The organism is Sulfitobacter sp. NFXS29 (assembly GCF_040148765.1).
Taxonomy (GTDB): Bacteria; Pseudomonadota; Alphaproteobacteria; order Rhodobacterales; family Rhodobacteraceae; genus Sulfitobacter.
The window spans coordinates 37449-64431 of the sequence record NZ_JAGDED010000005.1 but is presented as its reverse complement, the minus strand read 5'-3'; the positions used below and the strand labels follow the sequence as shown (position 1 = coordinate 64431).

Genomic DNA, 26983 nt, shown 5'->3' with positions numbered 1-26983 from the left:
TTTGGCAAAGGGTGATTTAAGCGTCGATAGCGCGCCGTGTCACGCCGCAAGGCCAAGGTCAAAGGCCGCAGACAGTGGGATCACCGCGATATCGTCCATCGTGACGCTGTCGCCCACCACCCGCGCGACGATGATATCGTCCAGCATGACGAGTGTTTGGCCCGCGTCATTCGGGTCGGGCAGGATGGACAGCGGCGGCTCTGCCCCGGTGGCGCTGCTGTCGTCCCACACAAAGAGCAGCGAATCGTCTTCGGCGTGATAATCCGTGATTTGCGCCGCGCCGCCTTGGCCGATCCAGTCCCCCAAGGCGATTTGATCCGTGCCCTCGCCGGATGTCACCACGTCCCCGGCGCCCGCAATGATCAGGTCATCCCCGCCGCTGCCGTTAAGGTAATCGCGGCTTTGCAGGTCATCCGCTCCGGTCAGCGTATCATCGCCCCGGCCGCCAAAGAGCGTATCCTCGCCCGCGCCGCCGCGCAGCGCATCATCGCCAAGCCCGCCTTGCAGCGCGTCATTTCCGGCTTCGCCATTCAGCAGGTCATCCCCCGCGGAGCCTTGCAGCGCATCATTGCCTGCGCCGCCAAAGAGGAAGTCATCGCCATTATGGCCAAAGAGGCTGTCGTTCCCCGCGCCGCCAAAAAGGTCATCATCCCCGTCGTTGCCATGCAGGCTGTCGCCGCCATCGCCGCCGCGCAGCGTATCATTACCGTCGTGGCCGTGCAGGTCATCAGCGCCGCCACCGCCCTGCAACAGATCATTCCCGCCGTAGCCGCCAAGCTGATCATCGCCCGTGCCGCCCTGCACCGTCTCGCTGTCATCGCTGCCGGAAAGGATATCTCCGGCCGTGCCCGGGCCGCCGCGCGGGGTGTCCGCCTCTGGCATTTCCTCCTCAGGTGGGGTTTCGATTTCTACGAAAGTGACAGCGCCGACCGCCATCAGACCCATCACACCAGCCAGCCACAACATGCGCAGTTCCACCTGTTCATTGCTTGATGCCCCACACATCATCCCGCCCTTAAAAGGGCATGCTATGGCCGTAAAATCAAAGGAATAGCGGGGAAGTGGTTAACGAATGCCTGGCAGCGCGCGACGCTAGGGCTGCCACAAAACCGGCTCTTGAGTGTAGGGCAGGTAGAGGGGGTGGCGCGGATGCCCGGCCTTGGAGAGACCAAGGTGGTAGAGCGGTTTGGCCCCCGCCGCCAGCTGTGCGGCAACGGTAAGGCCCCGGTCCAGATGGGCACCATGCACGCCCCAAGCGGCGATGATGCGGTCGGCCCAATCTGCTCCGTCGACCAGCGTGGCGTCGTTGTCGGGGCCGATGGGATCGGTGGCGGCCCGCATGTCGCGCGGATCGGTGGCGCGGAAGGCAAAGATATTGGTCACCCGGAAACCGCCAAAGCCCAGCACCCGTGCCCGACGCTCGCAACGCTCGACGGTGGGATCGTTCTGCACCTCCGTCGCGGTGGAGGGATTCAGCATGACAAACATCACCCGGGGCGCGCCGCTGTCCCAGATCCGCGTGAGGCTGTAGCGATACTGCTCACAGGGGGAATAGACAGCGGTCGAGGGCGCATCGCCCTTGGTATGGCTGCGGGTGATCAGGGCCATTCAGCCCTCGTTCGTGTCCGACGATAGGTTGAACACCCGGCTGGGGTGCAATTCGCCCGCCTTGAAGCGGCCCACGGCGACGGGCTGGCCATCGAGCGAGGCCCAGCATTCATCGCCGTATTCCACGTCATGGGCGATCACCATGCCGGGGTTGCCGTTGCGCAGACGGGTGGCGCCTTCGGGGGTGGCTTTGACCTCGGGCAGCTCCGCCAGCCCTTCGGCGAGCGGCAACAGATGCGTGTCCAGTTCCGGTGTGCGGGCGATTTCGTCGATCTGGGCCAGCGTCAGGGCATTTGCCGCCTCAAACGGGCCAGACCACGTGCGGCGCAGCTCGCGGACGTGGCCGAGGCAGCCAAGCTTCTGCCCCAGATCGCGGGCGATGGAGCGCACATAGCCGCCCTTGCCGCAGACCATCTCAAGCGTGACGTGATCGGCGTCGGGCCGGTCGAGCAGCAGCAGGCTTTCCACCCAAAGCGGGCGGGCGGCGATCTCCATCTCTTCGCCATCGCGGGCGCGTTTATAGGCGCGCTGGCCGTCGATCTTCACGGCAGAGAACTGCGGCGGCACCTGTTGGATGTCCCCGATGAAATCGCTCAGCGCGTCCTTGATGGCTGCATCGTCGGGGCGCAGACCAGAGGTGCCGATCACTTCGCCTTCGGCGTCGTCGGTGTTGGTGGCAATGCCAAGACGCACGGTGAACTCATAGGCTTTCAGCGCGTCGGTGATATAGGGCACGGTCTTGGTCGCTTCGCCCAAGGCAATGGCCAGAACACCGGTCGCTTCGGGGTCAAGCGTGCCTGCGTGGCCCGCCTTCTTGGCCTCCAGCGCCCAGCGGACCTTGTTGACCACGGCGGTCGATGTCGGCCCGGCGGGTTTGTCCACCACCAGCCAACCTGAAATATCGCGACCCTTGCGTTTGCGTGCCATGTCTTGCCCCTTCGCCTTTGTGGTGCTGCCCTCTAACGGAGCCATGCCGCGCTGCCCAGCCCCCAAGCGGGGAAAAGGTCACTTTGCAGGCGTGACGATGCCGACGATCGGCCCCAGCGTGGTGAACCCCGCCCCGGTGCGGCGCAATCCCGGCGCGCGCAGGCGCGAGATATTGCCGTCGAAATACAGCGCGTTAGGCAGGTCCAGCTCATCCCGGTAGAGCCGGGCGAACTCGTGAAAGGTGACCACGTCATTGGAAATCGCAAAGATCGCGCGTTTGCCATCGGTGCTGGTGCCAACCCCATTGCGGATATAGCGCGAGGTGCTGTCGGGCAAAAACCGCGGATGCAAAGCGCCATCGATTACCAGCATCGGGCCGGATTGCGTGGCAAAGCGGCAAGCGGGCCTGTTCCTAAGATAGCGCTTGGTCTCAATCACATCGGCGCGGCCATCGCGCAGGCAGAAGACGCCATTGGGCAGCAGGCCAAAGTTGCCGGGCCCCGCGCTGTCGATCACGCCGCGCGCCTCGACACCCTCTTCGATGTAATGCCCAACCGGAGAGCGATCCTCATGGTACATGCCCGCGTTCATGGCAAAGCCCAGCCGCAAGCCCTGCGCCTTCAAGGCCTCATCAAGCGAGCCGAAGAACCCATAGGGCGCGCCTGCGTCATCGTTGAGGAACAGGCGCAGATCGTCGCGCTCCAAATCCACTTCGCAAACGGTATAGGAGCTGCCGTCGAACGTGATGTTGCGACATTCGGCAGCGTCCGAAGGCGTGCCTTTCAGCGCGATCAGCGCCATTGCGATCAGACCGGCGCGGATCACTGATCCGGCGCGCTGTCGGCAGCGTCATCGTCTGGCGCGTCCGCATCGCGGCGCACCACATCTTGGTTCAACATCCGGCGCGTGTCGTCCATCCGGTCGAATGTCCGATCCAGTTGAAAGCGCAGATCGGGAGAGAACTTGAGCGTGAGTTTCTTAGCCACTTGTCGGCGCAATTCGTTCTTATTGCGCGCCAGCAGCTTAAGCACCTCATCCTGACCTTCACCGCCCAGCGGCAGCACATAGGCTGTTGCGATCTTGAGATCAGGAGAGATGCGCACCTCCCCCACGGTGATCGACAGCCGGTTGAGATCGGTGTCATGCACGTCCCCACGTGCGAGAACATCAGACAAGGCGCGGCGGACGGTTTCGCCCACGCGGAGTTGTCGTTGCGACGGGCCTGCGCCCTCATGAAACTTGTTCTTTGCCATGAACCCCATCTAAGGCTTCGGTTGCACTTTGCCAAGCGCTCGCCGACGGGCTAAACCAGCCGAGCCATTCATGCCCCCGAACCGCAGGAGTTACCTCATGACACAGACCCCCGGCATCGCCGTTACAGGCGCCTCTGGCCGCATGGGCCAAATGTTGATCCGTGAGATCACCGCCAGCGACAAGATGCATCTGGCCGCAGCGGTAGAGCGGACGGGTCATGATTGGGTTGGCCGCGATGTGGGTGAGGCGATGGGCGGTGCGGCGCTGGGCGTCACCGTGACCGATGATGCCGCTGCGGCGTTTGCCAAGGTGCAGGCCGTGATCGACTTCACCGCGCCGCAGGCCACGATCGCCTTTGCCGCTGCGGCTGCGAAGGCCGGGATCGTGCATGTCATCGGCACCACCGGGATGACCGATGAGGAAATCGCGCAGCTTGCCCCAGCCGCCGAACAGGGGGCCATCATCATCCGTGCGGGCAATATGAGCCTTGGCGTGAACCTGCTGACACAGCTCACCCGTCAGGTCGCGGCTGCACTGGACGTGGATTACGACATTGAGATTATCGAATCGCACCACAACCAAAAAGTCGATGCCCCCTCTGGCACGGCTCTGATGTTGGGCGAAGCCGCTGCCGAAGGGCGCGGCGTAAAACTGGCTGATGTGTCAGACCGGGGCCGCGATGGGATCACCGGCGCGCGGCAACAGGGCGATATCGGTTTCACCGCGATCCGGGGCGGCGACATCGTGGGGGAGCATGACGTGATGTTCGCCGCCGCCGGAGAGCGGATCATTCTGCGCCACATCGCGTCTGACCGCGCCCTTTTCGCGCGCGGCGCGCTGAAGGCCGCGCTTTGGGGGCAGGGGCAGGCGCCGGGCGAATATGACATGCTTGATGTGCTGGGCCTGAAACGCTGAACCAGATGCAGATTATCTGAAACTTTACCTCTTTTGCTTACGTGAATGCCAAAGGCAATTCACCAAGGGAGGTTTCGATGAGGATTACCTTTGCACTCGCCGCGACTGCGGTGCTGGCGCTAAGCGGCCTGCCCGCGGCGGCGGAGTATGCCCGCATTCAGAACAAATCAGACTTTGTCGCGGCGGTGAATGGCAAAAGGCTGACCCGTCCGCTCGTCAATCTGCAGGTGACCCCCGGCGGGGCCATCGCTGGCAAGGGGGCCGCTTGGCAGATCACCGGCAGTTGGTCGTGGAAAGACGGCTATTTCTGCCGCACGCTGGTCTGGGGCGGCAAGGATCTGGGCTATAATTGCCAAGTCGTCATGCGCGATGGCGCGAAAATCCGCTTTACCTCTGACAAGGGTGCGGGCGAGTCGGCGGTGCTGACCCTGCGCTAAGGCCGCTTAGAAATCGACGGCGATGCCTTTTTTCTCCCAATCGCCATAGCGCACCGGCTCTGGCCCATCGCGCCCGCCCAGTTCAGCGGGCAGGTCCAGCGCGGCTGCGGCCTTGCGGCGCGCGACCGCCTCGGCCAGCGCGCGCTGTGCGGCGGCTGGTAGATCGGGGCCGGGCTGCGGCGTCGGGTCATGCGGCGTGTCGGGGATCGGCTTTGGCCCCGGTTTGGGTTGCGGTGGCAGGTCCGGCGCGGGGCTGGGCGTTGGGTCAGGGCCGGGTTTGCTGTCGGGAATGGGGCGTTGATCGGGCATCATGGTCCTCTTGAGCCAAGTTCTCCCTTGATATACGTCGCGCGCTGGCCCAGACAACCCGGCAACCCCTTAAGCGAGACCCAGATAGGACATGACCATGGCAGACACAGGCGTTCAGGCCCGCAGAAGCGCGGTATATCTGCTGGATCAGATTTTGGGCGAAGAGCCGCGGCTGATGTCCGAGCTTCTGGCCTCGGGCGCGCTGGACAAGCTGCCCCCCGATGACCGCGCCCGTGCCCAACGTCTGGCGCAAGACACGCTGCGCGGGTTGGAACGTGCCGACAGGCTGTTGCAAAAACACCTGCAAAAGGCCCCCCCGCTGACCGTGCGCAACGTGCTGCGCGTCGGCACGATTGAGCTGTGTCAGGGCGGCGCGGCGCATGGGGTCGTGAACACGATGGTCAATCTCGTGTCGCAGCATCGCACGCTGAGCCATCTCAAGGGGCTGACCAACGCCGTGCTGCGCAAGATCGCCGCACAGGGGCCTGAGGCTTGGGACGCTCTGCGTGCGCCGCGCCTGCCGAAATGGCTGCGCGGCCCGCTGGCCGAAGCTTGGGGCACCGACGCCATCGCCAAGATGGAAGAGGCGCATTTTGCGGGCGCACCGCTGGATCTGACCGCCAAGGGGGATCCTGCCGCCTTGGCCGAGGCCGTGGGCGGCACGCTCTTGCCGACGGGGTCGGTGCGCGTAATGAATGCAGGGCAGGTCTCCACCATGCCGGGATTTGCCGAAGGTGACTGGTGGGTGCAGGATGCCGCCGCCGCGATCCCGGTCCGGGTGCTGGCCCCGACGGAAGGTGAAACCGTGCTCGACCTCTGCGCCGCGCCGGGGGGCAAGACCATGCAGCTTGCCGCTGCGGGGGCTGTTGTCACCGCCGTTGACCAATCGCATCCACGGATGCAGCGGGTGAAGGAAAACCTTGCCCGCGTGGGGCTTAAGGCCAAGACGCTCACCAAGGACGCCCGTGCCGTAGAGGGCGCGTTCGACGCGATCCTGCTCGACGCGCCCTGTTCCGCCACCGGCACCATCCGTCGCCACCCCGATTTGCCCCATGCTAAGGATGGTTCGGAATTCGGGGACCTGATTGAACTGCAATCCGAGTTGATCGACCACGCATGGACCCTGCTGAAACCCGGCGGGCGGCTGGTGTTCTGCACCTGTAGCCTGCTGCCCGACGAGGGCGAAGTGCAGGTCGACGAAGCCTTAGAACGGCATGGTGACATGACGGTCGACCGCGGTGCGCTGGACCTGCCGGGGGTTGAGGCTGAGTGGGTCACCGAAGAAGGCGGGTTGCGCCTGCGTCCTGACTTTTGGGCCGATAAGGGCGGGATGGACGGGTTCTATATCGCGTGTCTGCGGAAGGGCTGACCCTCACGCCCCATCGGGTGGGGAGGGCACGGCGAGATATGCTGATTTCGGTATCTCGACCAAGCCGCGCAGGCCCAGCGTCGCGGCATCCTCGGGCGTAAGCCCTGCGATGGCATCGCGGACCGCCGCACATGTGGCTTCGCGATCGGTATCTGCCGCCGCGATATAGGGCAGGCCGGGCGTCGGCGTCGTGGTTTCCAACACCCGCAAGCCACCCGCGAAAGCGTCATACCGCTGGATCAGCCGCCACGATACCCCGTCCAGCGCCGCAATATCCGCCCGACCCTCGGCCACGGTTTTGGCAGAGTTCCGGTGCCCGTGGCTTTGACGGCGATCTGCAAACCAGAAACCCTCTGCGCTGCAATGCGCGTAGGCGGCGGCGTAGCCTGACTGCGAAAACGTTTGGTTGTAGGTGAACCGCGCCGCGCGAAACTCGGAAATTGTTTCACGGGGATCATTGGCGCGGACCACGAAGACGCTGTTGTAATAGCCCGGCGGGCAGCCCTCGACGGCAAAGTCCGGTGTCCCGATCAGCGTGACGCGGTCGTGCAGCCAGAGGCGGTAGGGCATCCCGCAGGTTTGCGAAAGGGTCAGGTCGGGGGCTTTCCAGACCGCGAATTCCTCTCGCGCATTGTCCAACCCTTCCGGGGCCACAACGCCCCGCGCACGCAGCCCATCGCGGATCAGCGCCCAGTAGCGGGCCGTGGCCGCGGCGGTTTCTGGCCGCAGGTACATCATCAGGCTGGCGATCATCGGTGCGCTCCGGTTGCGGTGCCCTTGTTTAGGCGGCACCCCCGCGGGCTGGCAACCGTCCGTTCCCCGCCGATCCCCCGGCGCGCGGGGAAAATCCGGTGACTCATTGCAGGGCCGCGGCTATGCTGCCGCCAAACGCCATCAGAGCGTCAGGGGCAGCTTGATATGATTAATCTTTCCAGCGTCATGGCCCGAAGGGTGCGGTTTTTGAACCGCTGGCACGCTTGGCGTGCGACCCGGGGCCGGGGGCGGGTGGCAGGTTTCACCGCGTCGCCCGAGCCGCGCACCATCGGCTCTTTCGCGCGGGGGCGGCAGTTGATGGCGGGCAATTACCTCTTTGCTGGCAGCCTGCTGACCGCGCCGCAGACCGCGATGTGGGATCTGACCCCGCCTGACCCTGCCTTTGCGGCGGAACTGCATGGTTTTGCATGGCTGGATGATCTTGCCGCCGTGGGGGATGCACGGGCGCGGGCGTCAGCGCAGGATTGGCTTTGGGGCTGGATCGACCGTTTCGGGCGCGGGCAGGGGCCGGGCTGGACCCCGGCGCTGACCGGTCGGCGGCTGATCCGCTGGATCAACCACGCACTTTTCATGCTGCGCGGGACGGACACCGCGCAGAGCGATGCCTTCTACCGTTCGCTCGAACAGCAGACCCGTTTCCTGTCAAAACGCTGGCGCGCCTCAGCGCCGGGCCTGCCGCGTTTCGAAGCGCTGACCGGGCTGATCTACGCGGGCCTGTCACTGGAGGGGCTGGAGGAACTGGCCGATCCCGCTATCAAAGCCTTGGCACGCGAATGTGCCAGCCAGATCGACGCCGAGGGCGGTCTGCCAACCCGCAACCCCGAAGAACTTCTGGCTGTGTTTACTCTGCTCACATGGGCCGCAGCGGCGCTCAGCGATGCAGGCCGCAGCACGCCCAAAGAGCACCTAACCGCGATTGAGCGTATCGCGCCCACCCTGCGCAGCCTGCGTCATGCCGATGGCGCTTTGGCGCGGTTTCACGGCGGCGGGCGCGGTATGGAAGGCTGGCTGGATCACGCACTGGCGGCGGCCAAGGTCAAGACGCGGCAGCCTGATGGGCTGGCCATGGGCTATGCAAGGCTGTCGGCGGGGCGCACCAGCGTGATCGTCGATGCCGCACCCCCGCCGGGCGGCGCGGCATCGGGCAACGCCCATGCCTCGACACTGGCGTTCGAGCTGACATCGGGGCGGCGGCCCTTGGTGGTGAACTGCGGCTCCGGCGCGTCTTTCGGGCTGGAATGGCGGCGGGCGGGGCGGGCCACGCCGTCGCATTCGGCCCTGTCGCTCGTCGGCCATTCCAGCGCCCGCCTGGCGGAGCCCGACCCCCACAGCGGGGCGGAGGCGCTCATCTCTGGCCCGCGCCAAGTGCCGGTGGAGATCGGAGAGGCGGCGGATGGGCTGCGTTTTGAGGGCGGCCATGACGCCTATCTGCGCAGTCACGGGTTGACCCATGCGCGGCGGCTCGAACTCACCTCGGACGGGCGCGGGCTGACGGGGGAGGATATGTTGCTGGCGATAGAGGGGGCAGAGAAGCGTCGCTTTGATAAGGTGTTGAGCGCCACGCAATTGAAGGGCGTGCCTTTCGACATCCGTTTTCACTTGCATCCGGATGTGGATGCCACGGTCGACCTTGGCGGGGCTGCAATATCCATGGCGCTGAAAAGCGGTGAGATTTGGGTGTTTCGCCATGACGGTACGCATAATCTGTCTTTGGAACCGGGGGTTTACCTTGAGACGACCCGGCTGAAACCACGTGCGGCGCAGCAGATCGTGCTCTCGGGTTATGCCATGAACTATGCCACGCGGGTGCGCTGGTCGTTGTCAAAAGCGCAGGAAACTGCGATTGGCGTGCGAGATTTGTCGATCGACGATCCCTATGCTGATGAAGACTGACCAAGGAACCAGCCCCATGCCCGATCTCTATCCCATCAAACGCGCGCTTCTTTCCGTATCTGACAAGACCGGTCTTTTGGACCTTGGCAAAGCTTTGGCGGCGCGGGGCGTTGAGTTGCTCAGCACCGGCGGCACCGCGAAAGCGCTGCGCGACGCGGGGCTTGAGGTGTTGGATGTGGCCGATGTGACGGGCTTTCCCGAGATGATGGACGGGCGCGTGAAGACGCTGCATCCGGTGGTCCACGGCGGTCTGCTGGCCCTGCGCGACAACGATGAGCACGTCGGCGCGATGAACGAACATAACATAGGCGCGATCGATCTGGTGGTGGTGAACCTTTATCCGTTTGAGGACACCGTCGCCAAAGGCGCAGAATACGCCGAAGTGATCGAGAACATCGACATCGGCGGCCCGGCGATGATCCGTTCGGCCGCCAAGAACCACGGCTTCGTCAATGTTGTGGTCGATGTCGAAGACTACGCTGAAGTCATCGCCGAGATGGAAGCCAACGACGGCCAGACCACCTATGCCCTGCGCCAGCGCTTGGCCCAAACCGCCTATGCCCGCACCGCCGCCTATGACACCGCCGTCAGCACTTGGATGGCCGAGCAGGTCGCAGGCACCCCGCGCCGCCGGACCTTTGGCGGCACGCTGGCCCAGACCCTGCGCTATGGCGAGAACCCGCACCAACAGGCGGCCTTCTACACCGATGGCTCCACCGCACCCGGTCTGGCGAATGCCGTGCAGCATCAGGGCAAGGAACTGTCCTACAACAACATCAACGACACCGACGCGGCCTTTGCGCTGGTCAGCGAGTTTGACCCCAAAGACGGCCCCGCCTGCGCGATCATCAAACACGCCAACCCCTGCGGCGTGGCACGGGGTGAGACGATGCTGGAGGCCTACAAACGCGCCTTTGACTGCGACCGCACCTCGGCCTTCGGCGGCATCATCGCGCTGAACCAGCCGCTGGACGGCCCGACTGCCGAAGCCATTGCTGCGATCTTTACCGAGGTCGTCATCGCCCCCGGCGCGGATGAGGATGCCAAGCGCATCTTTGCCGCCAAGAAGAACCTTCGTCTGCTGACCACTGAAGGTCTTGCCGATCCGACAAGCGCTGCTCTGGCCGTGCGTCAGGTCTCGGGCGGGTTCCTTGTGCAGGACAAAGACGTGGGCCGGGTTAGCCGCGATGATCTGAAGGTGGTGACCAAGCGCAAGCCGTCGGATCAAGAACTCGACGACATGCTGTTTGCTTGGACCGTTGCAAAACACGTTAAATCCAACGCCATCATCTATGTCAAAGACGGTGCCACAGTCGGCGTTGGCGCAGGCCAGATGAGCCGGGTGGACAGCACGCGGATCGCCGCGCGCAAGGCCCAAGACATGGCCGAAGTCATGGACATCGAGGCCCCGCTGACCCAAGGGTCGGTCGTGGCCTCCGATGCGTTCTTCCCCTTCGCCGACGGTCTGATCACAGCGGCAGAAGCCGGTGCCACGGCACTGATCCAGCCCGGTGGCTCCATGCGCGACGACGAGGTGATTGCCGCGGCGGATGAAGCGGGCCTTGCCATGGTCTTCACCAACATGCGCCACTTCCGGCACTAAGCGAAGGGCAGCACCATGCGGACATTCGGCATCGCGGCCTTCGTGGCCTTTATGATCGATCAGATCAGCAAATATGTGGTCATTCACATGATGGAACTGGCACGTATCCGCTCCATCGACGTGCTGCCCCCGGTGCTGAATTTCCGCTATGGTGAAAACCGGGGCATCAACTTCGGCCTCGGTGGCGACATGAGCCAATGGGTGCTGATCGTGGTGGCGCTGGTGATCTGCGCGGGCGTCACCCTGTGGCTCTGGCGCAGCCCACATGGGCGGTGGGCACAGCTGAGCGGCGGCCTGTTGGTCGGCGGGGCGCTGGCGAATGTGGCGGACCGGCTGATCTATGGCTATGTGCTGGATTTCCTGAACAACTCTTGCTGTGGCATCAACAACCCTTTCGTCTACAACTTGGCGGATGTCTTTATCTTTGCCGGGGCCTTGGGGCTGATCCTCTTTACCGGAGAGCCAAAAAGCGCGCCCAAGCGCCGGGGCAAAAAAGGTCAGTGACATTGCCCGCTTGCCTGCGATATTGAACAAGCAGACCCCGGAAGGAGACACCATGCGCCGCATTGCCCTCATCAGCTTGATCCCGCTGGCCCTCGCCGCCTGCAGCAATCAGGGCCTTCGCGATTTGCAGCCGACTTCTGACGGACCGGACGAATTCTTGATCCAGCCGGTCAAGCCGCTGGAACGCCCCGACAATCTGAACGCCCTGCCGACCCCCGTACCGGGACAGGCGAACCTGACCGACCGTTCGGCGGTGGCCGAAGGGGTGGCGGCATTTGGCGGGCGTCTGGATACCTCTACCGGCATCCCGGCGGGGGATGCGGCGCTGGTGCAACATGCGGGCCGGATGGGCGTGCAACCCGGGATCCGGGCCAGCTTGGCGCAGTCTGACGCGGAATTCCGCAAGCGCAAAGGCCGCTTTACCCAGTTCCGCATCGTGCCGGTGGATCGCTATAGCCAAGCCTACAAGAACCAAATCCTCGACGCCCATAACGAGGCGGAGCGTTGGCGCAACGCGGGTGGGCGCACGCCGTCTTACCCCCCACGAGACACACGTTTTCGCTAGGCTTCTTGAAAGTAGCGCCAGACCGCGTAGGTAATGCGGGAGGCGATATATTTCGAGGTAAGCAATGATCCGACTGCCGATGATGGCGGCCCTGGTGGCGACGCTCTTCACAGCCCCCTCCGCGCAGGCGCGCGATAACGAGAATGAGGCGGTAACCTATTTCACCCTCGATAACGGCATGGAGGTCGTGGTCGTCGAAGACCACCGCGCCCCGGTCGTGCAGCAGATGGTCTGGTACCGCGCGGGCTCAGCCGATGAGCCTAAGGGTTCATCCGGCGTGGCGCATTTTCTTGAACACCTGCTGTTCAAGGCCACCGACAAACTGGAAGCGGGCGAGTTTTCCGCCACCGTCGCCGCCAACGGTGGGCGCGACAATGCCTTCACCAGCTACGATTACACCGCCTATTTCCAGCGCGTCGCCGCTGACCGTCTCGGCCTGATGATGGAGATGGAGGCCGACCGGATGAAGAACATCCGCCTCACCCCCGAAAACATCGAAACCGAACGCGATGTGATCTTGGAAGAGCGCAACCAGCGGACCGAGAACAACCCCGCCGCCCTGTTCAGCGAACAGCTCAACGCCGCGCAATATCTCAACCATCGCTACGGCGTGCCGATCATCGGCTGGAAACATGAGATGGAGGAGTTGGACCTCGAAGATGCACTGTCGTTCTATGAACTCTACTATTCGCCCAATAATGCGATCCTCGTGGTCTCGGGCGATGTGACGCCCGAGGAAGTACGCGAATTGGCCGAAGCCACCTATGGCAAAATCCCCGCTAACCCCGAATTGCCCGAACGCCTGCGCACCGCAGAGCCACCGCAAATCGCAGAACGCCGGTTGATCTACAAGGACGCCCGCGTGGCCCAACCCTATGTCCGCCGCTCCTACCTCGCGCAAGAGCGCGACAGCGGTGCGCAGGAAGAGGCGGCGGCGCTCTTTCTTCTCAGCGAATTGCTGGGCGGCGGCACCACCTCCTACCTCGCTGAAAAGCTGCAATTCGACGAACAGATCGCCAACTACACCGGCGCCTTTTACAAGGCTGATACGCTCGACGACACGACCTTTGATGTCGTGGTGCTGCCCGTGCCCGGTGTCAGCCTCCAACAGGCCGAAGAGGCGCTGGACGAGGTGCTCGTGCAGTTCATGGAAGCCGGAGTGGACCCCGAGCATCTTGAACGTCTCAAGGCGCAATTGCGCGCCGATCAGATTTACGCCCGCGACGATGCCGACCGCGTGGCAAACCGCTATGGCTCGGCCCTCGCCATCGGTCTGACCGTCGAAGACGTGCAGGACTGGCCCGATGTGCTGCAAGCCGTCACCGCCGAAGACATCATGCAGGCGGCCCGCACCCTGTTCGACAAACGCGCATCGGTCACCGGTTGGCTGATGAAGGAGGACGCGCAATGAAACTGTTCTACGCCCTGATCCTGACGGTTTTCGCCGCACTCCCCGCCCGTGCCGAAGTCGACATTCAGCCCGTCACCAGCCCCGGCGGCATCGACGCTTGGCTGGTCGAAGAACATTCGATCCCCTTCGTTGCATTGGAAATCCGCTTCCGGGGCGGCGCATCACTGGATGCGCCGGGTAAACGCGGCGCGATCAACCTGATGATCGGCCTTCTGGAAGAGGGCGCGGGCGACATGGACGCGCGTGCATTTAGCCGCGAGACCGAAGCGCTGGCAACCAACCTCAGCTTCGACGTGTCGGATGATGCGCTTTCCGTCTCGGCCCGTTTCCTGACCGAAAACCGCGACGCCTCCATCGAGCTTCTGCGCGCCGCATTGTTGGAGCCACGCTTTGATGAAGACGCGGTAGAGCGGGTGCGCGGTCAGGTGATCTCGAACATACAGTCGAACCAGAAAGACCCGAACGACATCGCCCGCCAGACCTTCGACAAAATCGCCTTTGGCGACCACCCCTACGGCAGTTCGCTGAACGGCACGTTAGAGACTGTGGCCGGGTTGACCCGCGACGACCTGATTGGGGCGCATAAGGCCGTGCTGGCCCGTGACCGCATCTATGTCGGCGCGGTGGGCGACATCACCCCCGAAGAACTGGGCGAGTTGCTCGATACGCTGCTGGGCGATCTGCCCGCCAAGGGCGCGCCGATGCCCCCGCCTGCCGATGTGGATATCCCCGCGGGCACGACAGTGGTCGATTTCGCCACGCCGCAATCCGTCGCGATCTTTGGCCAGCCGGGCCTCGCGCAGGACGATCCCGATTGGTTTACCGCCACGGTGCTGAACCATGTCCTCGGCGGCGGCGGTTTCGAATCCCGCCTGATGACCGAGGTCCGTGAGAAGCGCGGTCTGACCTATGGCGTCTATTCCTACCTCGCCCCGCGCGATCTGGCTGAGACCTACCTCGGCTCTGTCAGTTCAGCCAACGACCGTATCGGTGAGGCGATTGAGGTGATCCGTGCCGAATGGGCCAAAGCAGCGACCGAGGGCATCACCCAAGAGGAACTGGAGGCCGCCAAGACCTATATCACCGGGGCCTATCCCCTGCGGTTTGACGGCAACAGCCCGATCGCCAACATCCTCGTGGGCATGCAGATGCTCGGCCTGCCGACCGACTATATCGCGACCCGCAACGACAAGGTCGAAGCGGTCACGCTGGACGACGTGAAGCGCGTCGCGGCGGAATTTCTGGACCCCGAAAACCTGCATTTCGTCGTGGTCGGCCAGCCCGAAGGGCTTGAGGCGACAACTCCGCCGCAGGAATGAAAAAAGCGCCGCTCCCGAAGGGGGGGCGGCGCTTTCAATGCGTTTCGGCGATAGAGCTTATTCGCCGTAGGGCACCCAGATATTCTTGACCTCTGTCGCGGCCTGCAAGAATGCACGCCCCGCGCCCTCGGCCCCGAACCAATCGCGCGCCATACCGTCGTTGACCCAAGTGCGCTTGATGTTGCTCGCCGCCCCTTTTTCGACCACGCCAGACAGTTCCGCCGCGCCAAAGCTCCAGACGGCATCAATGTCCATATGCCGCGCCATCGGCTCGGCCAGATCGGCCTGCGGCCCAGTTAGGATATTCACCACACCCGCAGGCACGTCGGAAGTCTCCAACACCTGCACGAAATCAGTCGCCGCCAGCGGGAAGGGCTCGCTCGCCGACAGGATCACCCGGTTGCCCATGGCAATCGCTGGCGCCATGCAAGCGATCAGCCCCAAAAGCGGTGCCTCAGCCGGGCAGAGCGCCCCGATCACGCCCACAGGCTCCTTCATCGCCAGCGCCACGCCCCGGATCGGCACGCCGTGCACCTGACCGTCGTATTTGTCGGCCCAAGCGGCATAGGTGAAGAGCCGGTCAATGGCCGCGTCGACTTCCTTACGACCCGTCTTCGTTCCCTGCATCGCATCAAGCCGCGCGGCAAATTCATCACCCCGCGCCGAGAGGTTCTCGGCGATATAATACAGAATCTGTGCGCGCAGATGGCCAGAGGTCTTTGACCACCCTTTTGCCGCATGTGCCGCTTCAACCGCGTTGCGGACATCCTTGCGACTGGCAAGGCTCACATGGCCCAACAGCCCGCCAGACTTGCCCCAGACCGGCGCGGAATATCCCCCATCGGGCCGCGCTTGCTTGCCCCCAATATAAAGCTTCGCCGTGCGGTCGATCCCGTCTTCCGGACCACCTTCACCGCTGAATGCTTCGATCTCTTTCAACGGCTTCTGAGCGGAGTTGGGCTTGGTATAGCCCGCCAGACCTTCCCAGCCGCCCTCACGGCCAAAACCACTCTCGCGCTTGCCGCCAAAGCCAGCCGCCGCATCCATCATATTGGTGCCGTTGACCCAAACGATCCCGGTCTCCAACTGTGGCGCGATATCAAGGGCGAGGTTCACATTCTCGGTCCAAACCGTCGCCGCCAGCCCATAGCGGGTGTTGTTCGCCAGCTGCACCGCCTCGCTGGGCGTACGGAAAGTGGTCGAAACCAACACCGGCCCGAAAATCTCTTCCTGCATCAACGTATCGGCCGGGTTCAGCCCGGTGATCAGCGTTGGCGGATAGAAACACCCATTTTCAGGCATCTCCCCCGGGGTGACAAACCGCTCGCCTGCAGTATTCGCCTCCACCATCTCGCTCACGCGCTTGTATTGCACCGGGTCCACCAGCGCGCCCACGTCAATGCTCTTGTCCAGCGGATCGCCAATGCGCAGCTTCTCCATCCGCGTGCGCAGCTTGGCATAGAAGCGATCCGCAACAGGCTCATGCACCAGCAACCGCGAGCCCGCACAGCAGACCTGCCCCTGATTGAACCAAATCGCGTCAACCAGCCCCTCCACGGCGCTATCTAGGTCGGCGTCATCAAACACGATGTAAGGCGACTTGCCCCCCAACTCCAAAGTCAGCGCCTTGCCCGAACCCGCCGTCGCTTCACGAATGCGGCGGCCCACGGCGGTGGAGCCGGTAAAGGCGATCTTGTCGATATCCTCATGGGTGACAATCATCTCGCCCACGGCCCCATCGCCGGTGACAATATTAACCACACCCTTCGGCAACCCAGCCTGACGGCAGATATCGGCAAACAACAACGCCGTCAGCGATGTATATTCCGCAGGCTTCAACACCACGGTATTGCCCATCGCCAACGCGGGCGCGATCTTCCACGCCAGCATCAACAGCGGGAAGTTCCACGGAATGATCTGACCGCATACGCCAAGCGCCTGCGCATCGGGCAACTCACTCCCCATCAGTTGCGCCATGCCGGCGTGGTAATAGAAATGCCGCTGCGCCAAAGGCACATCGATATCGCGCGCCTCACGGATCGGCTTGCCGTTGTCCAACACTTCCAAAACCGCAAAGAGCCGCGCGTGTTTCTGCAACAACCGCGCCAGCGCATAGATATGCCGCGCTCGGCCATGGCCGCCCAGCTTCTCCCACTTCGGCTGCGCCTTTCGCGCGGCCTTCACCGCGCTATCAACATCACCCTGCGTCGCCTGCGTCAGGCTCGCCAAAACCTCTCCCGTCGCCGGGTTGGTGCTGTCGAAACCCGCGCCCGGCGCGGTGAAAGCGCCATCAATGAAATGACCAAAACGCCCGCCCTGATCCACGATCCACGCCAGCGCATCTGCCGCCGATTCCGGGGCTGGCCCGTATTCCATGCTTTCGAATATGTCGGACACGCTCATGCCTTCATCCTTTTCCAAATACCGTCCTGCAGCCTGCAACAGGCTTAGGAGGTCGCGTGGCGGTAAGCCGCCGAATAGTTGCCGGTCACATGATGCTCCAACTGCCGCTCGATATCGCCCAAGAGCGAGGACGCCCCAAAGCGGAACAGATCAGGCTGCAACCAACGGTCGCCCAGCTCTTCCTTCATCAAGGCCAGATAGGTGATCGCATCCTTGGCTTTCGAGATGCCCCCCGCGGGCTTGTAGCCCACACGCACCCCGGTGCGTTCATAATACTCACGGATCGCGCGGATCATCGCGAGGCTGACGGGCAGGGTGGCGTTGACGCTTTCCTTGCCGGTCGAGGTCTTGATGAAATCGGCCCCGGCCATCATGCAAACCAGCGACGCACGCGCCACATTGCGCAACGATCCCAATTCTCCGGTAGCAAGGATCGCCTTCACATGCGCCTCGCCACAGGCTTCGCGGAAGGCGCGCATCTCATCATAAAGCGCCTGCCAGTCGCCCGAGAGCACATGACGGCGCGAGATCACGATGTCTATCTCTGTCGCCCCAGCTTCAACGCTCATTTCAATCTCGCGGATGCGCAGTTCCAGCGGCGACAGCCCAGCCGGGAAACCGGTAGACACGGCGGCGATGGGGATATTCGTGCCTTCCAGCGCGCGCTGTGCGGCGGGGATCATCTCGTGATAAACGCAAACCGCGCCGGTGGTGATCGGGGCCATACCAAGCGCATCAAGCAGATCGGGCGCAATCGGCTGGCGCGCCTTGGCGCAAAGCCGCTCAACCCGGCGCGCGGTGTCATCGCCCGAGAGGGTCGTCAGGTCGATACAGGTCACGGCGCGCAGCAGCCACGCGGCCTGATGCGCTTTTTTCAGCGAACGGCGGGCGGGCAGGGCGGCGGCACGGCGTTCGATCGCCGAGGTGTTCGCCTGCACCGAGCGCAGCCAGTCCATATCAAGCGGCATAGGCTCGACACGCTGTTCGGTCACCTGCGGCAGATGCCCGGTCGCGCCGGTTTCCGTCGTGCTTTCCTGCGGGGTCGTCTGAGTGGCCATCGGGTCTCTCCGGTTTGGTCAGACGCGCAAAATGGCATGGGGCCCAGGGCAAGGCAAGCGACGCTAACCCCGCGTCACGAGGGGAATGCCTGGAAAACAGGCAAAATGCCGCAATTGTTAATGAGAACCATTCGCAACTGTTGACTTACATGAGAATCGTTCTCATTAATAGCCCATGAAACATACATCTGACCTGCTTCGCCCTTCCCGCCGCACCGCTTTAATTGGTGGCATCAGTGCCGTTGCACTTCTCGGGGCTACGCCAGCCGCCTTCGCAGCGCAAAAACTTAACGTTGTCGCGACCACAGGGATGATCGCCGACGCCGCGCGCCGCGTGGGGGGCGAATTGGTCGCGGTCCGCTCGCTCATGGGCTCGGGCGTCGATCCGCACAGCTACCGCCAGACGCGCAGCGACATCGTGGCGCTGACCCGGGCCGATCTGGTGCTTTGGCACGGCCTCTACCTTGAGGCGCAGATGGAGCGGTTTTTCGAAGATCTGGGCCGCAAGCGCGCCGTGGTTGCCGTGGCCGATGCGCTGCCCAAGGACGATCTGCTCAGCCACCCAGACTACGAGGGCCGCTATGACCCCCACGTCTGGATGGACCCGAAAACTTGGATCGCCGTGGTCGATGAGGTGACCCGCGCCCTGACCGAGGCGCATCCCGCAGGGGACGAGACTTTCGCCCAGAACGCGGCCACCTACCGCGCGGAGCTGGAACAACTGGCCACCTATGCGGCCGAGACCGTGGCGCAGGTGCCAGAGAGCCAGCGCGTGCTGGTCACGGCCCACGACGCCTTTAGCTATTTCGGACGCGCTTTTGGGTTCGAGGTGATCGGCATTCAGGGCATCTCAACCAACAGCGAGGCGGGGCTGAACCGCATCTCTGCGTTGGTGGAGGAACTGGTCGACCGCGAAATCGGGGCGGTCTTTGTCGAGACCTCGGTTTCCGACCGCAACATGCGTGCGCTGGTCGAAGGGGCTGCGGCGCGCGGTCATGAGGTCGTGATCGGCGGCTCGCTCTATAGTGACGCCATGGGGGAACCGGGCAGCTATGAGGGCACTTATATCGGTATGATCGATCACAATGTCACCACCATCGCCCGCGCGCTTGGCGCGCCAGTGGATGCGGGCGGGATGAACGGCAAGCTGGTACAGGGAAGCTGATCCATGACACTTGAGCTCGCCAGCAACCGTGAGACCGCGCCGACATCGCGTGCCGATAGCCCGCTTGCCGTGCGCGGCATGACAGTCTCCTATGGGCAGAAACCTGCGGTGTTTTCTGTCGATATGACGGTGCAACCGAGCAAGATGACCGCAATCATCGGCCCGAATGGCGCGGGCAAGTCGACTTTGCTCAAGGCTGCTTTGGGCATTCTGACCCCGCTGGCTGGCACCGCCACCGTCTATGGCAAGCCGGTCGCCGAACAACGCCACCGCATCGCCTATGTGCCGCAACGTGCCAGCGTGGATTGGGATTTTCCGACCCGCGTGATCGACGTGGTGCTGATGGGGCTCTATCCGCAACTGGGCCTGCTGGGCCGCATCCGCCCTGTGCACCGCGCCCGCGCCACAGATTGTCTGGCGCGCGTCGGGATGGAAGATTTCGCCACCCGCCAGATCGGCCAATTGTCTGGGGGCCAGCAACAGCGGGTCTTTCTCGCCCGCGCCTTGGCGCAGGAGGCGGACCTCTACCTGCTGGACGAACCCTTTGCCGGGGTCGATGCGGCAACTGAAAAGGCGATCATCGCCGTGCTGAAATCTCTGCGGGACGCAGGCAAAACGGTCGTGGCGGTTCACCATGACCTGTCGACCGTGGCCGAGTATTTCGACAATGTCTTCCTGATTAACACCCATCGCGTCGCCGAAGGCCGCGTCGAAGAGGTTTTCCAAGCCAACCACCTGCAAGACGCCTATGGCGGTCGTTTGGCAGGCGCACAAATGGATGCGTTGCAATTGTCATGATCTGGGACGCGCTGACGCTGCAACTGGGCTATAACGCCACGCTGGTAACACTCGGGGCGACGCTGCTGGGCATGGCTGCGGGGGTTGGCGGCACTTTTCTATTCCTGCGCAAACGAGCGCTGGTCAGCGACGCGATCTCCCATGCGACGCTGCCCGGTGTGGCGATTGCTTTCATGGTGATGGTCGCGCTCGGTGGGGATGGGCGCAACCTGATTGGCCTGCTGCTGGGCGCGGCGGCGTCGGCGGCGGCAGGGCTGCTCTTGGTCTCATGGCTCAGCAACCGCACGCGGTTGGCCGAGGATGCGGCGATTGGCTCGGTCCTGTCGGTTTTCTTTGGGCTTGGCATCGTTTTACTGACAGTGATCCAGACCATGAGCGCTGGACGACAAGCGGGGCTAGAGGATTTCCTTTTGGGCTCCACCGCCGGGATGCTGCGCAACGATGCGTTGATCATTGCGGTGGCGGCGGCGCTGACGCTGGCGCTGGTGCTGCTGCTTCGGCGTCCGCTGACGCTTGCCTCGTTCGATCCCGAATATGGCACCGCCATCGGCCAAAACGTCCCGCGCACGGATTTGGCGATGATGGGGCTGGTGCTCGCGGTGACGGTTGTAGGTCTCAAAATCGTCGGGCTGATCCTAATTGTCGCGCTCTTGATCATCCCGCCCGTGACCGCCCGGTTCTGGAGCGAGCGCACCGATCACGTGGTGCTGATCTCAGGCGCACTTGGCGGTATCGCGGCCTATGTCGGCGCGGCGTTGTCGGCGGCGCAGCCGAACCTGCCGACGGGGCCGATCATTGTGCTGGTGGGTTTCGCGCTCTTCGCGCTGTCGCTGCTGCTGGCACCGGGGCGCGGCGCGCTTTCGGCTTTGCTGCGCCACCGCCGGTATCAGCGCCGGGTGCATCTGCGGCAGGGGCTGCTGGCGCTCGCCCATGGGCAACCGATCTACGAACAACTGACCCTGCGCCTGCTGCGCGCCGAAGGCTATGCGCTGCCCGATGGGGTGGCCACCAAAGCGGGCCGGGGCCGCGCCGCAAAGGCGCTGCGGGATGAGACCCGCTGGCAGCTCATCCGCCGCGATCCGGCTTATGAGACCGCCGCCCAGCAATATGATGGTCTGACCCCGATTGAGACGGTGCTGACCGCCGACCAAATCCGCGAAATTGACAGCCGCATCGACATGCGCGGCGGGGTGATGGCATGAACGGTTCTGAATTTGTCCCCCTATCGTTGGTGCCGATGCTCATCGGCATTTTCGTCGCCGTGGCCTGTGCCCTGCCGGGGAATTTCCTTGTCCTGCGCCGCCAAGCGCTGATCGGCGATGCGATTAGCCATGTGGTGCTGCCGGGGATCGTGGTGGCGTTTCTGGTGACTGGCGTGGTCAGCACTTGGCCGATGCTACTGGGCGCTGCGGGGGCGGCACTGGTCGCCGTGTTGGCGATCGAAGGCGTGCGCCGTCTGGGCAAAATCGAATCCGGTGCGGCGATGGGCGTGGTCTTTACCGCGATGTTTGCGGGCGGCGTGCTGCTGCTTGAGCAATCGGACACCAGCAATGTGCATCTCGACGTGGAACATGCGCTCTACGGCAACCTTGAAAGCCTGATCTGGCTGGATGCGACCGGCTGGGGGTCGCTGTTCGACCCCGAGGCGCTGGCGACCCTCCCGGTGGAGCTGCCGCGCATGGCGGTGACGCTGCTCTTTGTCGCGCTTTTTACCGCGATATTCTGGCGGCCGCTCAAGATCAGCACCTTCGACGAGGGCTTCGCCCGTACCATCGGCATGAAGACCGGGCCACTGGGCCTTGGTCTGGTCATCGTTGCGGCGATTGCCGCTGTGGCTGCCTTTGATGCGGTGGGCAGTATCATCGTCATCGCTATGTTCATCTGCCCCCCCGCCGCCGCGCGGATGATGACCAACCGATTGGAGTATCAGATTGCGTGGTCGGTGCTCTTTGCCACTTTGGCTGCTGTGCTGGGCTATGTGCTGGCCGGATACGGGCCGTTGTGGATCGGCATGCGAGATTCGGTTTCGGCCGCGGGGATGATCGCCACGGTTTCGGGTGTTATCCTTGGGTTTGCGGCACTTATGGGGCCGCATCGGCAAAGAGGCGCCGCTGCCCCCGCCGCTTAATCGAATCGCAACGATTCGTTTTCTGGGCAACCGATTCGATTTTGCTTTGACCTGTGATTCGTCCTGCGTCTATACAGGGTGCAAGCTCCGCCGGAGACGACTTGTACCCGGGTCGCCCGCCGCTCTGATAAGACCGGAATAACAAAAGCACCAGTGCGCCGAGTAGCCGACCCAGAAGCGGATCGCCCCAGTCTTGGCGGCGGTCCGCTGACTCTGTCTTCCCCCTCTGATAGACGCATTCCGATCTGGCAGAATCGGAATGGCCCATGCTAGGTCTTGCGGTATGCCAAGCCCGACCCCCAATATAAGCGAAAACCGCCCCGTCATCCGCCAGTTGGACGATTCCGCGATCAACCGCATCGCTGCGGGCGAGGTGGTCGAACGCCCCGCCTCTGCCGTGAAGGAACTTGTCGAAAACGCCATCGACGCGGGCGCGCGGCGCATCACCGTGGAATATGCCGACGGTGGCAAAACGATGATCCGCGTGACCGACGATGGCTGCGGCATCGCGCCTGAGGATTTGGCACTGGCCTTGTCCCGCCACGCGACCTCCAAGATCGACGGCTCTGACCTGCTTGATATCCATACTTTCGGGTTTCGGGGGGAGGCCCTGCCGTCCCTCGGTGCTGTCGGGCGGTTGACGATCACCAGCCGAGCGTCGGGGTTTGACGGGGCCGAGATTACAGTCGACGGCGGCCGCATGGGCGAGGTGCGCCCGGCGGCGCTGAACAGCGGCACCATCGTCACCCTGCGCGATCTGTTTTTTGCGACGCCTGCGCGGCTCAAGTTCCTGCGCACGGACCGGGCCGAGGCGCAGGCCATTGGCGATGTCATCAAGCGGTTGGCCATGGCGGAACCCTTCGTGCGCTTTGTGCTGCGCGACGTGTCGGGTGACGGAAAGGGCCGCGATGTGTTTCGCGCCGAGGCCGAGCAAGGCGATCTGTTCGAGGCGCTGCATGGCCGTTTGGCGCAGGTGTTGGGCCGGGAGTTTGCCGAGAATGCGCTGCCCATCGACGCCATGCGCGAGGGGCTGCATCTGACGGGGTTCGCAGCGCTGCCTACCTATTCGCGCGGCTCTGCTGTGGCGCAGTATCTTTTCGTGAATGGCCGCCCGGTGCGGGACAAACTGCTGACGGGTGCGCTGCGCGGCGCGTACTTCGATTTCCTCAGCCGAGACCGCCACCCGGCGGCGGCGCTGTTCGTGGAATGCCCGCCAACGCTGGTCGATGTGAACGTGCACCCGGCGAAATCCGAGGTGCGGTTTCGCGATCCGGGTCTGGCGCGGGGGCTGATCGTCTCGGCCCTGCGCCATGCGCTGGCCGAGGCGGGTCACCGCGCTTCGACCACCGTAGCACAGGCGACTTTGGGCGCGATGCAGCCCGAACCGCAGGGCGCGCGGGTCTACCAGATGGACCGCGCGGGCATGGACCGCCCCAGCCCCGCTGCGCGTGAGGCCGCCTATCAAGCGCAGGCGCCGGGCTTTGCCGAAACCGCAGGTGTCTGGGGCCGGGTGGAGGGCACCCCGATGCCCGAAGCTCCCGCGCCGTTCACTGCCGCGCCCGAGGGCGAAGAGGCGGCCCCCGCCCCCGACTACCCACTCGGCACCGCGCGCGGGCAGGTGCATGAGAATTACATCATCGCGCAAACCGCCAGTGGCATGGTCATCGTCGACCAACACGCCGCGCATGAGCGGCTGGTCTATGAAAAACTGAAGCGTCAGATGAATGAAAACGGCGTCGCGGCCCAAGCGCTGCTGATCCCTGAGATTGTCGAGCTTTCCGCCAATGACTGCGCGCGGCTGCTGGAACTGGCGGAGGAACTGGCGAAACTCGGCCTTGGCATAGAAGCTTTCGGCGGCAGCGCCATCGCCGTGCGCGAAACGCCCGCGATCCTTGGCACCGTGAACGCCCGCGCGCTGATCCTTGATGTGCTCGACGAATTGGACGAAGGCGACAGCAGCAACATCGTGCAGGCCAAGATCGAAGCGATCCTGAGCCGTGTCGCCTGTCACGGCTCGATCCGTTCGGGCCGCTGGATGCGCGCCGAAGAGATGAACGCGCTCTTGCGCGAGATGGAGGCGACCCCGCATTCCGGTCAGTGCAACCACGGGCGACCTACCTATGTCGAACTCAGACTCGCCGACATCGAACGGCTTTTCGGGCGCACTTGATGGAGCTTGGCGGCACGACGTTGAACCTGTCTGACCCTGTGACGCTGGCCGCCCTTGCCGGGGCCGGGTTGCTGTTGCTCATCGTTATCTTGCTGATCATGGCGGTGCGCGCCGCTGGCCGTTCGGCCCGTGTGGCCGCCCCCTTGGCGCAGCAGCTGCGCGTGCTTGGGGGGCATGTGCAGCAGTTGGGGCAGGGGCAGGAGCAGCTGCGCGGCGGGTTGCAGATGGTCTCGGACACACAAAGCAATACCCAAGCGCAGATGATGCAGAGCATGGAGGCGCGGCTCGCCTACGTGCAGCAGCAGATGCAGGACCGGCTGGCCGACAACGCCGCCCGCTCGGCGCGCTCGCTGGCCGAGATGCAGCAGCGCATGACCGAGACGCTGCACGGCTCGTCCAAACGCACCACCACCAGTCTTGCGCAGTTGCAGGAGCGTCTGGCCTCCATCGACAAGGCGCAGGATAATATCACGAAACTATCGGGCGACGTGCTGTCGCTGCAAGACATCCTCAGCAACAAACAAACGCGCGGATCCTTTGGTGAAATCCAACTGCGCGATATCGTGTCGAAAGCCCTGCCGAGCGACAGCTATTCTTTGCAGGCCACGCTCAGCAACGGCAAGCGGCCCGATTGCCTGATCCATCTGCCCAACCCGCCCGGCCCGATCGTGATCGACAGTAAATTCCCGCTGGAGGCCTATGAGGCCCTGCGCCGCGCCAAGACCGAAGCCGAGACCCGCGCCGCGGCCCAGCAGATGAAAACCGCCGTGCGGGTGCACCTCAACGCCATCGCCGACAAATATATTCTGGAGGGCGAGACGGCCGAGGGCGCCTTGATGTTCCTACCCTCCGAAGCCGTCTATGCCGAGTTGCACGCCAATTTTCCCGAACTCGTCCGCGAGGGGTTTGAAAAGCGCGTCTGGATCGTCAGCCCGACGACCTGCATGGCCACGCTCAACACCATGCGCGCGATCTTGAAGGATGCGCGGATGCGCGAACAGGCAGGCGCGATTCGCAAGGAGTTGGGCAATCTGAACAAGGATGTCGAGCGTCTGGCGATGCGTGTCGGTAACCTTGATCGGCATTTCAGCCAAGCGCGGCGCGATGTCGAAGAGATCAAAGTCAGCAGCGAAAAAGCCGCCAAACGCGCGGGCCGCTTGCATAATTTCGACTTCGAAGAACTGGCAGAAGACAAAACCGAGGCTATTGTTCCCCTAAGGACACCCGAAGGGAACGGCTGAATGAACGACGTGGACATTACCGGGATGACGCTGGAGGCGATGCAGACGCGGGCCGCCGCGTTGCGGGGCGATATCGTGCAAACACCGGTGGTGACGCTCTCCTCTCCCATGGTCAATGATGTGCTAAGCGGCGCGCAGGTTGCGCTCAAGCTGGAGTGTTTTCAGCATACCGGCACCTTCAAGGCCCGTGGCGCGCTTTCGGTGGCGCGACAGTTGGATGACGACACCCGCGGACGCGGGATCACCGCGGCCAGCGCGGGCAACCATGCCATCGCTGCCGGTTGGGCCGCGGCAAAGCTGGGGATCAGCGCCAAGGTGGTGATGCAGGACAACGCCAACCCCTTTCGCGTCGCGCTTGCCCGTGCCACCGGGGCCGAGGTCGTGATGAAACCCGCCGGGCAAGAGACCTTTGCCGAGGCAGAGCGGCTGGTGCGCGAAGAGGGGCGGTTTTTTATCCACCCTTTCGAGGGGCTGCACACGTCGCTCGGCACCGCGGGGGTTGGGCTGGAACTGATGGCACAGGTGGCGGACTTGGACGCGGTCGTCGTCTCGGTCGGCGGTGGCGGGCTGATCAGCGGTGTGGCCGCCGCGGTCAAGGCGATCAACCCCGCTTGTCGGGTGTACGGCGTTGAGCCGACAGGCGCCGACAGCATGTCGCGAAGCCTCGCCTCTGGCGCGCCCGTGACCATCCCCGAGGTCATTACCATCGCCGACAGTCTTGGCCCGCCGATGGCGCTGCCCTTTGGCCATGCGCTTTGTGCGGTCTATGTCGATGATGTGGTGACGGTCAGCGACGATGCGATCTGCGCCGGGATGGTGGTGCTGCAACAGGCCGCGAAATTGGCGGTAGAGCCTGCCGCCGGGGCCGCGATGGCCGGGGCGCTCGGGCCCCTGCGCGCGCAACTGGCGGGGCGGCGTGTGGGGGTGATCGTCTGTGGGGCCAATATCGACACCGAAACCTATCTGGGCCAGTTGAGCCGCGGCCAAGCGGCGCTTGAAAGCCTCCTGTCATAGCGCCCCCTTTTGCGCGTGTGCAGGCCGTCTTGCGGCGGCGTGACCCTCTCCAAGAAAATGTATCGGGCAGTGCAACTTTAACTCCTTTTTACCCGTGTGTGCCCCATATCCAAAGTCC

Annotated in this window: 25 protein-coding genes; 16 read left to right on the top strand and 9 right to left on the bottom strand. The window is 63.8% G+C overall.

The window, feature by feature from the left end; translation table 11 throughout:
• Positions 1-39: 39 nt before the first annotated feature.
• The 5 genes from J3456_RS09870 to rbfA all read right to left on the bottom strand — a co-directional run bounded on the left by J3456_RS09870 (position 40) and on the right by rbfA (position 3788).
• Positions 40-1005, bottom strand: coding sequence for a calcium-binding protein (locus J3456_RS09870; protein WP_349580106.1), 966 nt, complete (start codon positions 1003-1005; stop codon positions 40-42).
• Positions 1006-1092: 87 nt separating this feature from the next.
• The gene (locus tag J3456_RS09865) at positions 1093-1602 is read right to left on the bottom strand and encodes a DUF1643 domain-containing protein (protein ID WP_349580255.1); all 510 of its coding nucleotides are present in this window, start codon (positions 1600-1602) and stop codon (positions 1093-1095) included.
• Between the two features lie 6 nt (positions 1603-1608).
• The gene (gene truB, locus J3456_RS09860; RefSeq protein WP_349580104.1) at positions 1609-2535 is read right to left on the bottom strand and encodes a tRNA pseudouridine(55) synthase TruB; all 927 of its coding nucleotides are present in this window, start codon (positions 2533-2535) and stop codon (positions 1609-1611) included.
• Positions 2536-2613: 78 nt separating this feature from the next.
• The gene (locus J3456_RS09855) at positions 2614-3360 is read right to left on the bottom strand and encodes a phosphodiester glycosidase family protein (protein ID WP_349580103.1); all 747 of its coding nucleotides are present in this window, start codon (positions 3358-3360) and stop codon (positions 2614-2616) included.
• Complete coding sequence (gene rbfA / locus J3456_RS09850) at positions 3357-3788, bottom strand: 30S ribosome-binding factor RbfA (protein WP_067626238.1); 432 nt, start codon at positions 3786-3788, stop codon at positions 3357-3359. Before rbfA ends, J3456_RS09855 begins: the two co-directional genes overlap by 4 nt.
• A 97-nt stretch (positions 3789-3885) precedes the next feature.
• Between rbfA and dapB the strand changes: the two genes are divergently transcribed.
• Both dapB and J3456_RS09840 read left to right on the top strand, forming a co-directional pair.
• Positions 3886-4704: a 4-hydroxy-tetrahydrodipicolinate reductase gene (gene dapB / locus J3456_RS09845; RefSeq protein WP_349580100.1), complete on the top strand. Its 819-nt coding sequence runs from the start codon at positions 3886-3888 to the stop codon at positions 4702-4704.
• A gap of 77 nt (positions 4705-4781) precedes the next feature.
• Entirely contained in the window at positions 4782-5141 is a 360-nt protein-coding gene (locus tag J3456_RS09840) for a dihydrodipicolinate reductase (RefSeq protein ID WP_349580098.1), read from the top strand.
• A 6-nt stretch (positions 5142-5147) separates the two neighbouring features.
• Here the strand turns inward: J3456_RS09840 and J3456_RS09835 are convergent, their stop codons facing one another.
• The gene (locus tag J3456_RS09835) at positions 5148-5450 is read right to left on the bottom strand and encodes a DUF1674 domain-containing protein (RefSeq protein WP_349580096.1); all 303 of its coding nucleotides are present in this window, start codon (positions 5448-5450) and stop codon (positions 5148-5150) included.
• A 97-nt stretch (positions 5451-5547) separates the two neighbouring features.
• Here J3456_RS09835 and J3456_RS09830 point away from each other — a divergent pair, with 97 nt between their 5' ends.
• Positions 5548-6819: an RsmB/NOP family class I SAM-dependent RNA methyltransferase gene (locus J3456_RS09830; protein WP_349580094.1), complete on the top strand. Its 1272-nt coding sequence runs from the start codon at positions 5548-5550 to the stop codon at positions 6817-6819.
• A gap of 3 nt (positions 6820-6822) precedes the next feature.
• Here J3456_RS09830 and J3456_RS09825 read toward each other — a convergent pair whose 3' ends face one another.
• Positions 6823-7572, bottom strand: a complete 750-nt coding sequence (locus J3456_RS09825; RefSeq protein ID WP_349580093.1) for a phosphate/phosphite/phosphonate ABC transporter substrate-binding protein — start codon at positions 7570-7572, stop codon at positions 6823-6825.
• 165 nt (positions 7573-7737) lie between these two features.
• Here J3456_RS09825 and J3456_RS09820 point away from each other — a divergent pair, with 165 nt between their 5' ends.
• The 6 genes from J3456_RS09820 (at position 7738) to J3456_RS09795 (ending at position 14888) form a co-directional block, all read left to right on the top strand.
• Positions 7738-9486, top strand: coding sequence for a heparinase II/III family protein (locus J3456_RS09820; RefSeq protein WP_349580092.1), 1749 nt, complete (start codon positions 7738-7740; stop codon positions 9484-9486).
• A 16-nt stretch (positions 9487-9502) separates the two neighbouring features.
• The gene (gene purH / locus J3456_RS09815; protein WP_349580090.1) at positions 9503-11089 is read left to right on the top strand and encodes a bifunctional phosphoribosylaminoimidazolecarboxamide formyltransferase/IMP cyclohydrolase; all 1587 of its coding nucleotides are present in this window, start codon (positions 9503-9505) and stop codon (positions 11087-11089) included.
• Positions 11090-11104: 15 nt separating this feature from the next.
• Positions 11105-11593 carry a signal peptidase II gene (lspA, locus tag J3456_RS09810; protein ID WP_349580088.1) on the top strand — a complete coding sequence of 163 codons (489 nt, stop codon included), beginning with the start codon at positions 11105-11107 and terminating at the stop codon, positions 11591-11593.
• A gap of 52 nt (positions 11594-11645) precedes the next feature.
• Positions 11646-12158, top strand: a complete 513-nt coding sequence (locus J3456_RS09805) for a DUF3035 domain-containing protein (protein WP_349580087.1) — start codon at positions 11646-11648, stop codon at positions 12156-12158.
• Positions 12159-12222: 64 nt separating this feature from the next.
• The gene (locus J3456_RS09800; protein ID WP_349580085.1) at positions 12223-13569 is read left to right on the top strand and encodes a M16 family metallopeptidase; all 1347 of its coding nucleotides are present in this window, start codon (positions 12223-12225) and stop codon (positions 13567-13569) included.
• Positions 13566-14888: a M16 family metallopeptidase gene (locus J3456_RS09795; protein WP_349580083.1), complete on the top strand. Its 1323-nt coding sequence runs from the start codon at positions 13566-13568 to the stop codon at positions 14886-14888. The genes J3456_RS09800 and J3456_RS09795 overlap by 4 nt, the downstream gene beginning before the upstream one ends.
• A gap of 57 nt (positions 14889-14945) precedes the next feature.
• Here J3456_RS09795 and J3456_RS09790 read toward each other — a convergent pair whose 3' ends face one another.
• Together J3456_RS09790 and deoC are read right to left on the bottom strand one after the other, a co-directional pair.
• On the bottom strand, positions 14946-17291 hold the full coding sequence (locus J3456_RS09790; protein WP_349580082.1) for an aldehyde dehydrogenase family protein: 2346 nt from the start codon (positions 17289-17291) through the stop codon (positions 14946-14948).
• Between the two features lie 44 nt (positions 17292-17335).
• Complete coding sequence (deoC, locus tag J3456_RS09785) at positions 17336-18349, bottom strand: deoxyribose-phosphate aldolase (RefSeq protein ID WP_349580080.1); 1014 nt, start codon at positions 18347-18349, stop codon at positions 17336-17338.
• A gap of 175 nt (positions 18350-18524) precedes the next feature.
• Between deoC and J3456_RS09780 the strand changes: the two genes are divergently transcribed.
• The 7 genes from J3456_RS09780 to J3456_RS09750 all read left to right on the top strand — a co-directional run bounded on the left by J3456_RS09780 (position 18525) and on the right by J3456_RS09750 (position 26865).
• Complete coding sequence (locus J3456_RS09780; protein WP_349580079.1) at positions 18525-19514, top strand: metal ABC transporter solute-binding protein, Zn/Mn family; 990 nt, start codon at positions 18525-18527, stop codon at positions 19512-19514.
• Between the two features lie 3 nt (positions 19515-19517).
• The gene (locus J3456_RS09775) at positions 19518-20312 is read left to right on the top strand and encodes a metal ABC transporter ATP-binding protein (protein ID WP_349580077.1); all 795 of its coding nucleotides are present in this window, start codon (positions 19518-19520) and stop codon (positions 20310-20312) included.
• Positions 20309-21514 carry a metal ABC transporter permease gene (locus tag J3456_RS09770; protein WP_349580076.1) on the top strand — a complete coding sequence of 402 codons (1206 nt, stop codon included), beginning with the start codon at positions 20309-20311 and terminating at the stop codon, positions 21512-21514. Before J3456_RS09775 ends, J3456_RS09770 begins: the two co-directional genes overlap by 4 nt.
• Positions 21511-22440, top strand: coding sequence for a metal ABC transporter permease (locus J3456_RS09765; RefSeq protein WP_349580074.1), 930 nt, complete (start codon positions 21511-21513; stop codon positions 22438-22440). The genes J3456_RS09770 and J3456_RS09765 overlap by 4 nt, the downstream gene beginning before the upstream one ends.
• Before the next feature lie 283 nt (positions 22441-22723).
• A complete protein-coding gene (mutL, locus tag J3456_RS09760; protein ID WP_349580073.1) occupies positions 22724-24610 on the top strand; it encodes a DNA mismatch repair endonuclease MutL in 1887 nt (628 codons plus the stop codon).
• Positions 24607-25851: a DNA recombination protein RmuC gene (locus J3456_RS09755; protein ID WP_349580072.1), complete on the top strand. Its 1245-nt coding sequence runs from the start codon at positions 24607-24609 to the stop codon at positions 25849-25851. Before mutL ends, J3456_RS09755 begins: the two co-directional genes overlap by 4 nt.
• Entirely contained in the window at positions 25852-26865 is a 1014-nt protein-coding gene (locus J3456_RS09750) for a pyridoxal-phosphate dependent enzyme (protein WP_349580071.1), read from the top strand.
• Positions 26866-26983: the final 118 nt, after the last annotated feature.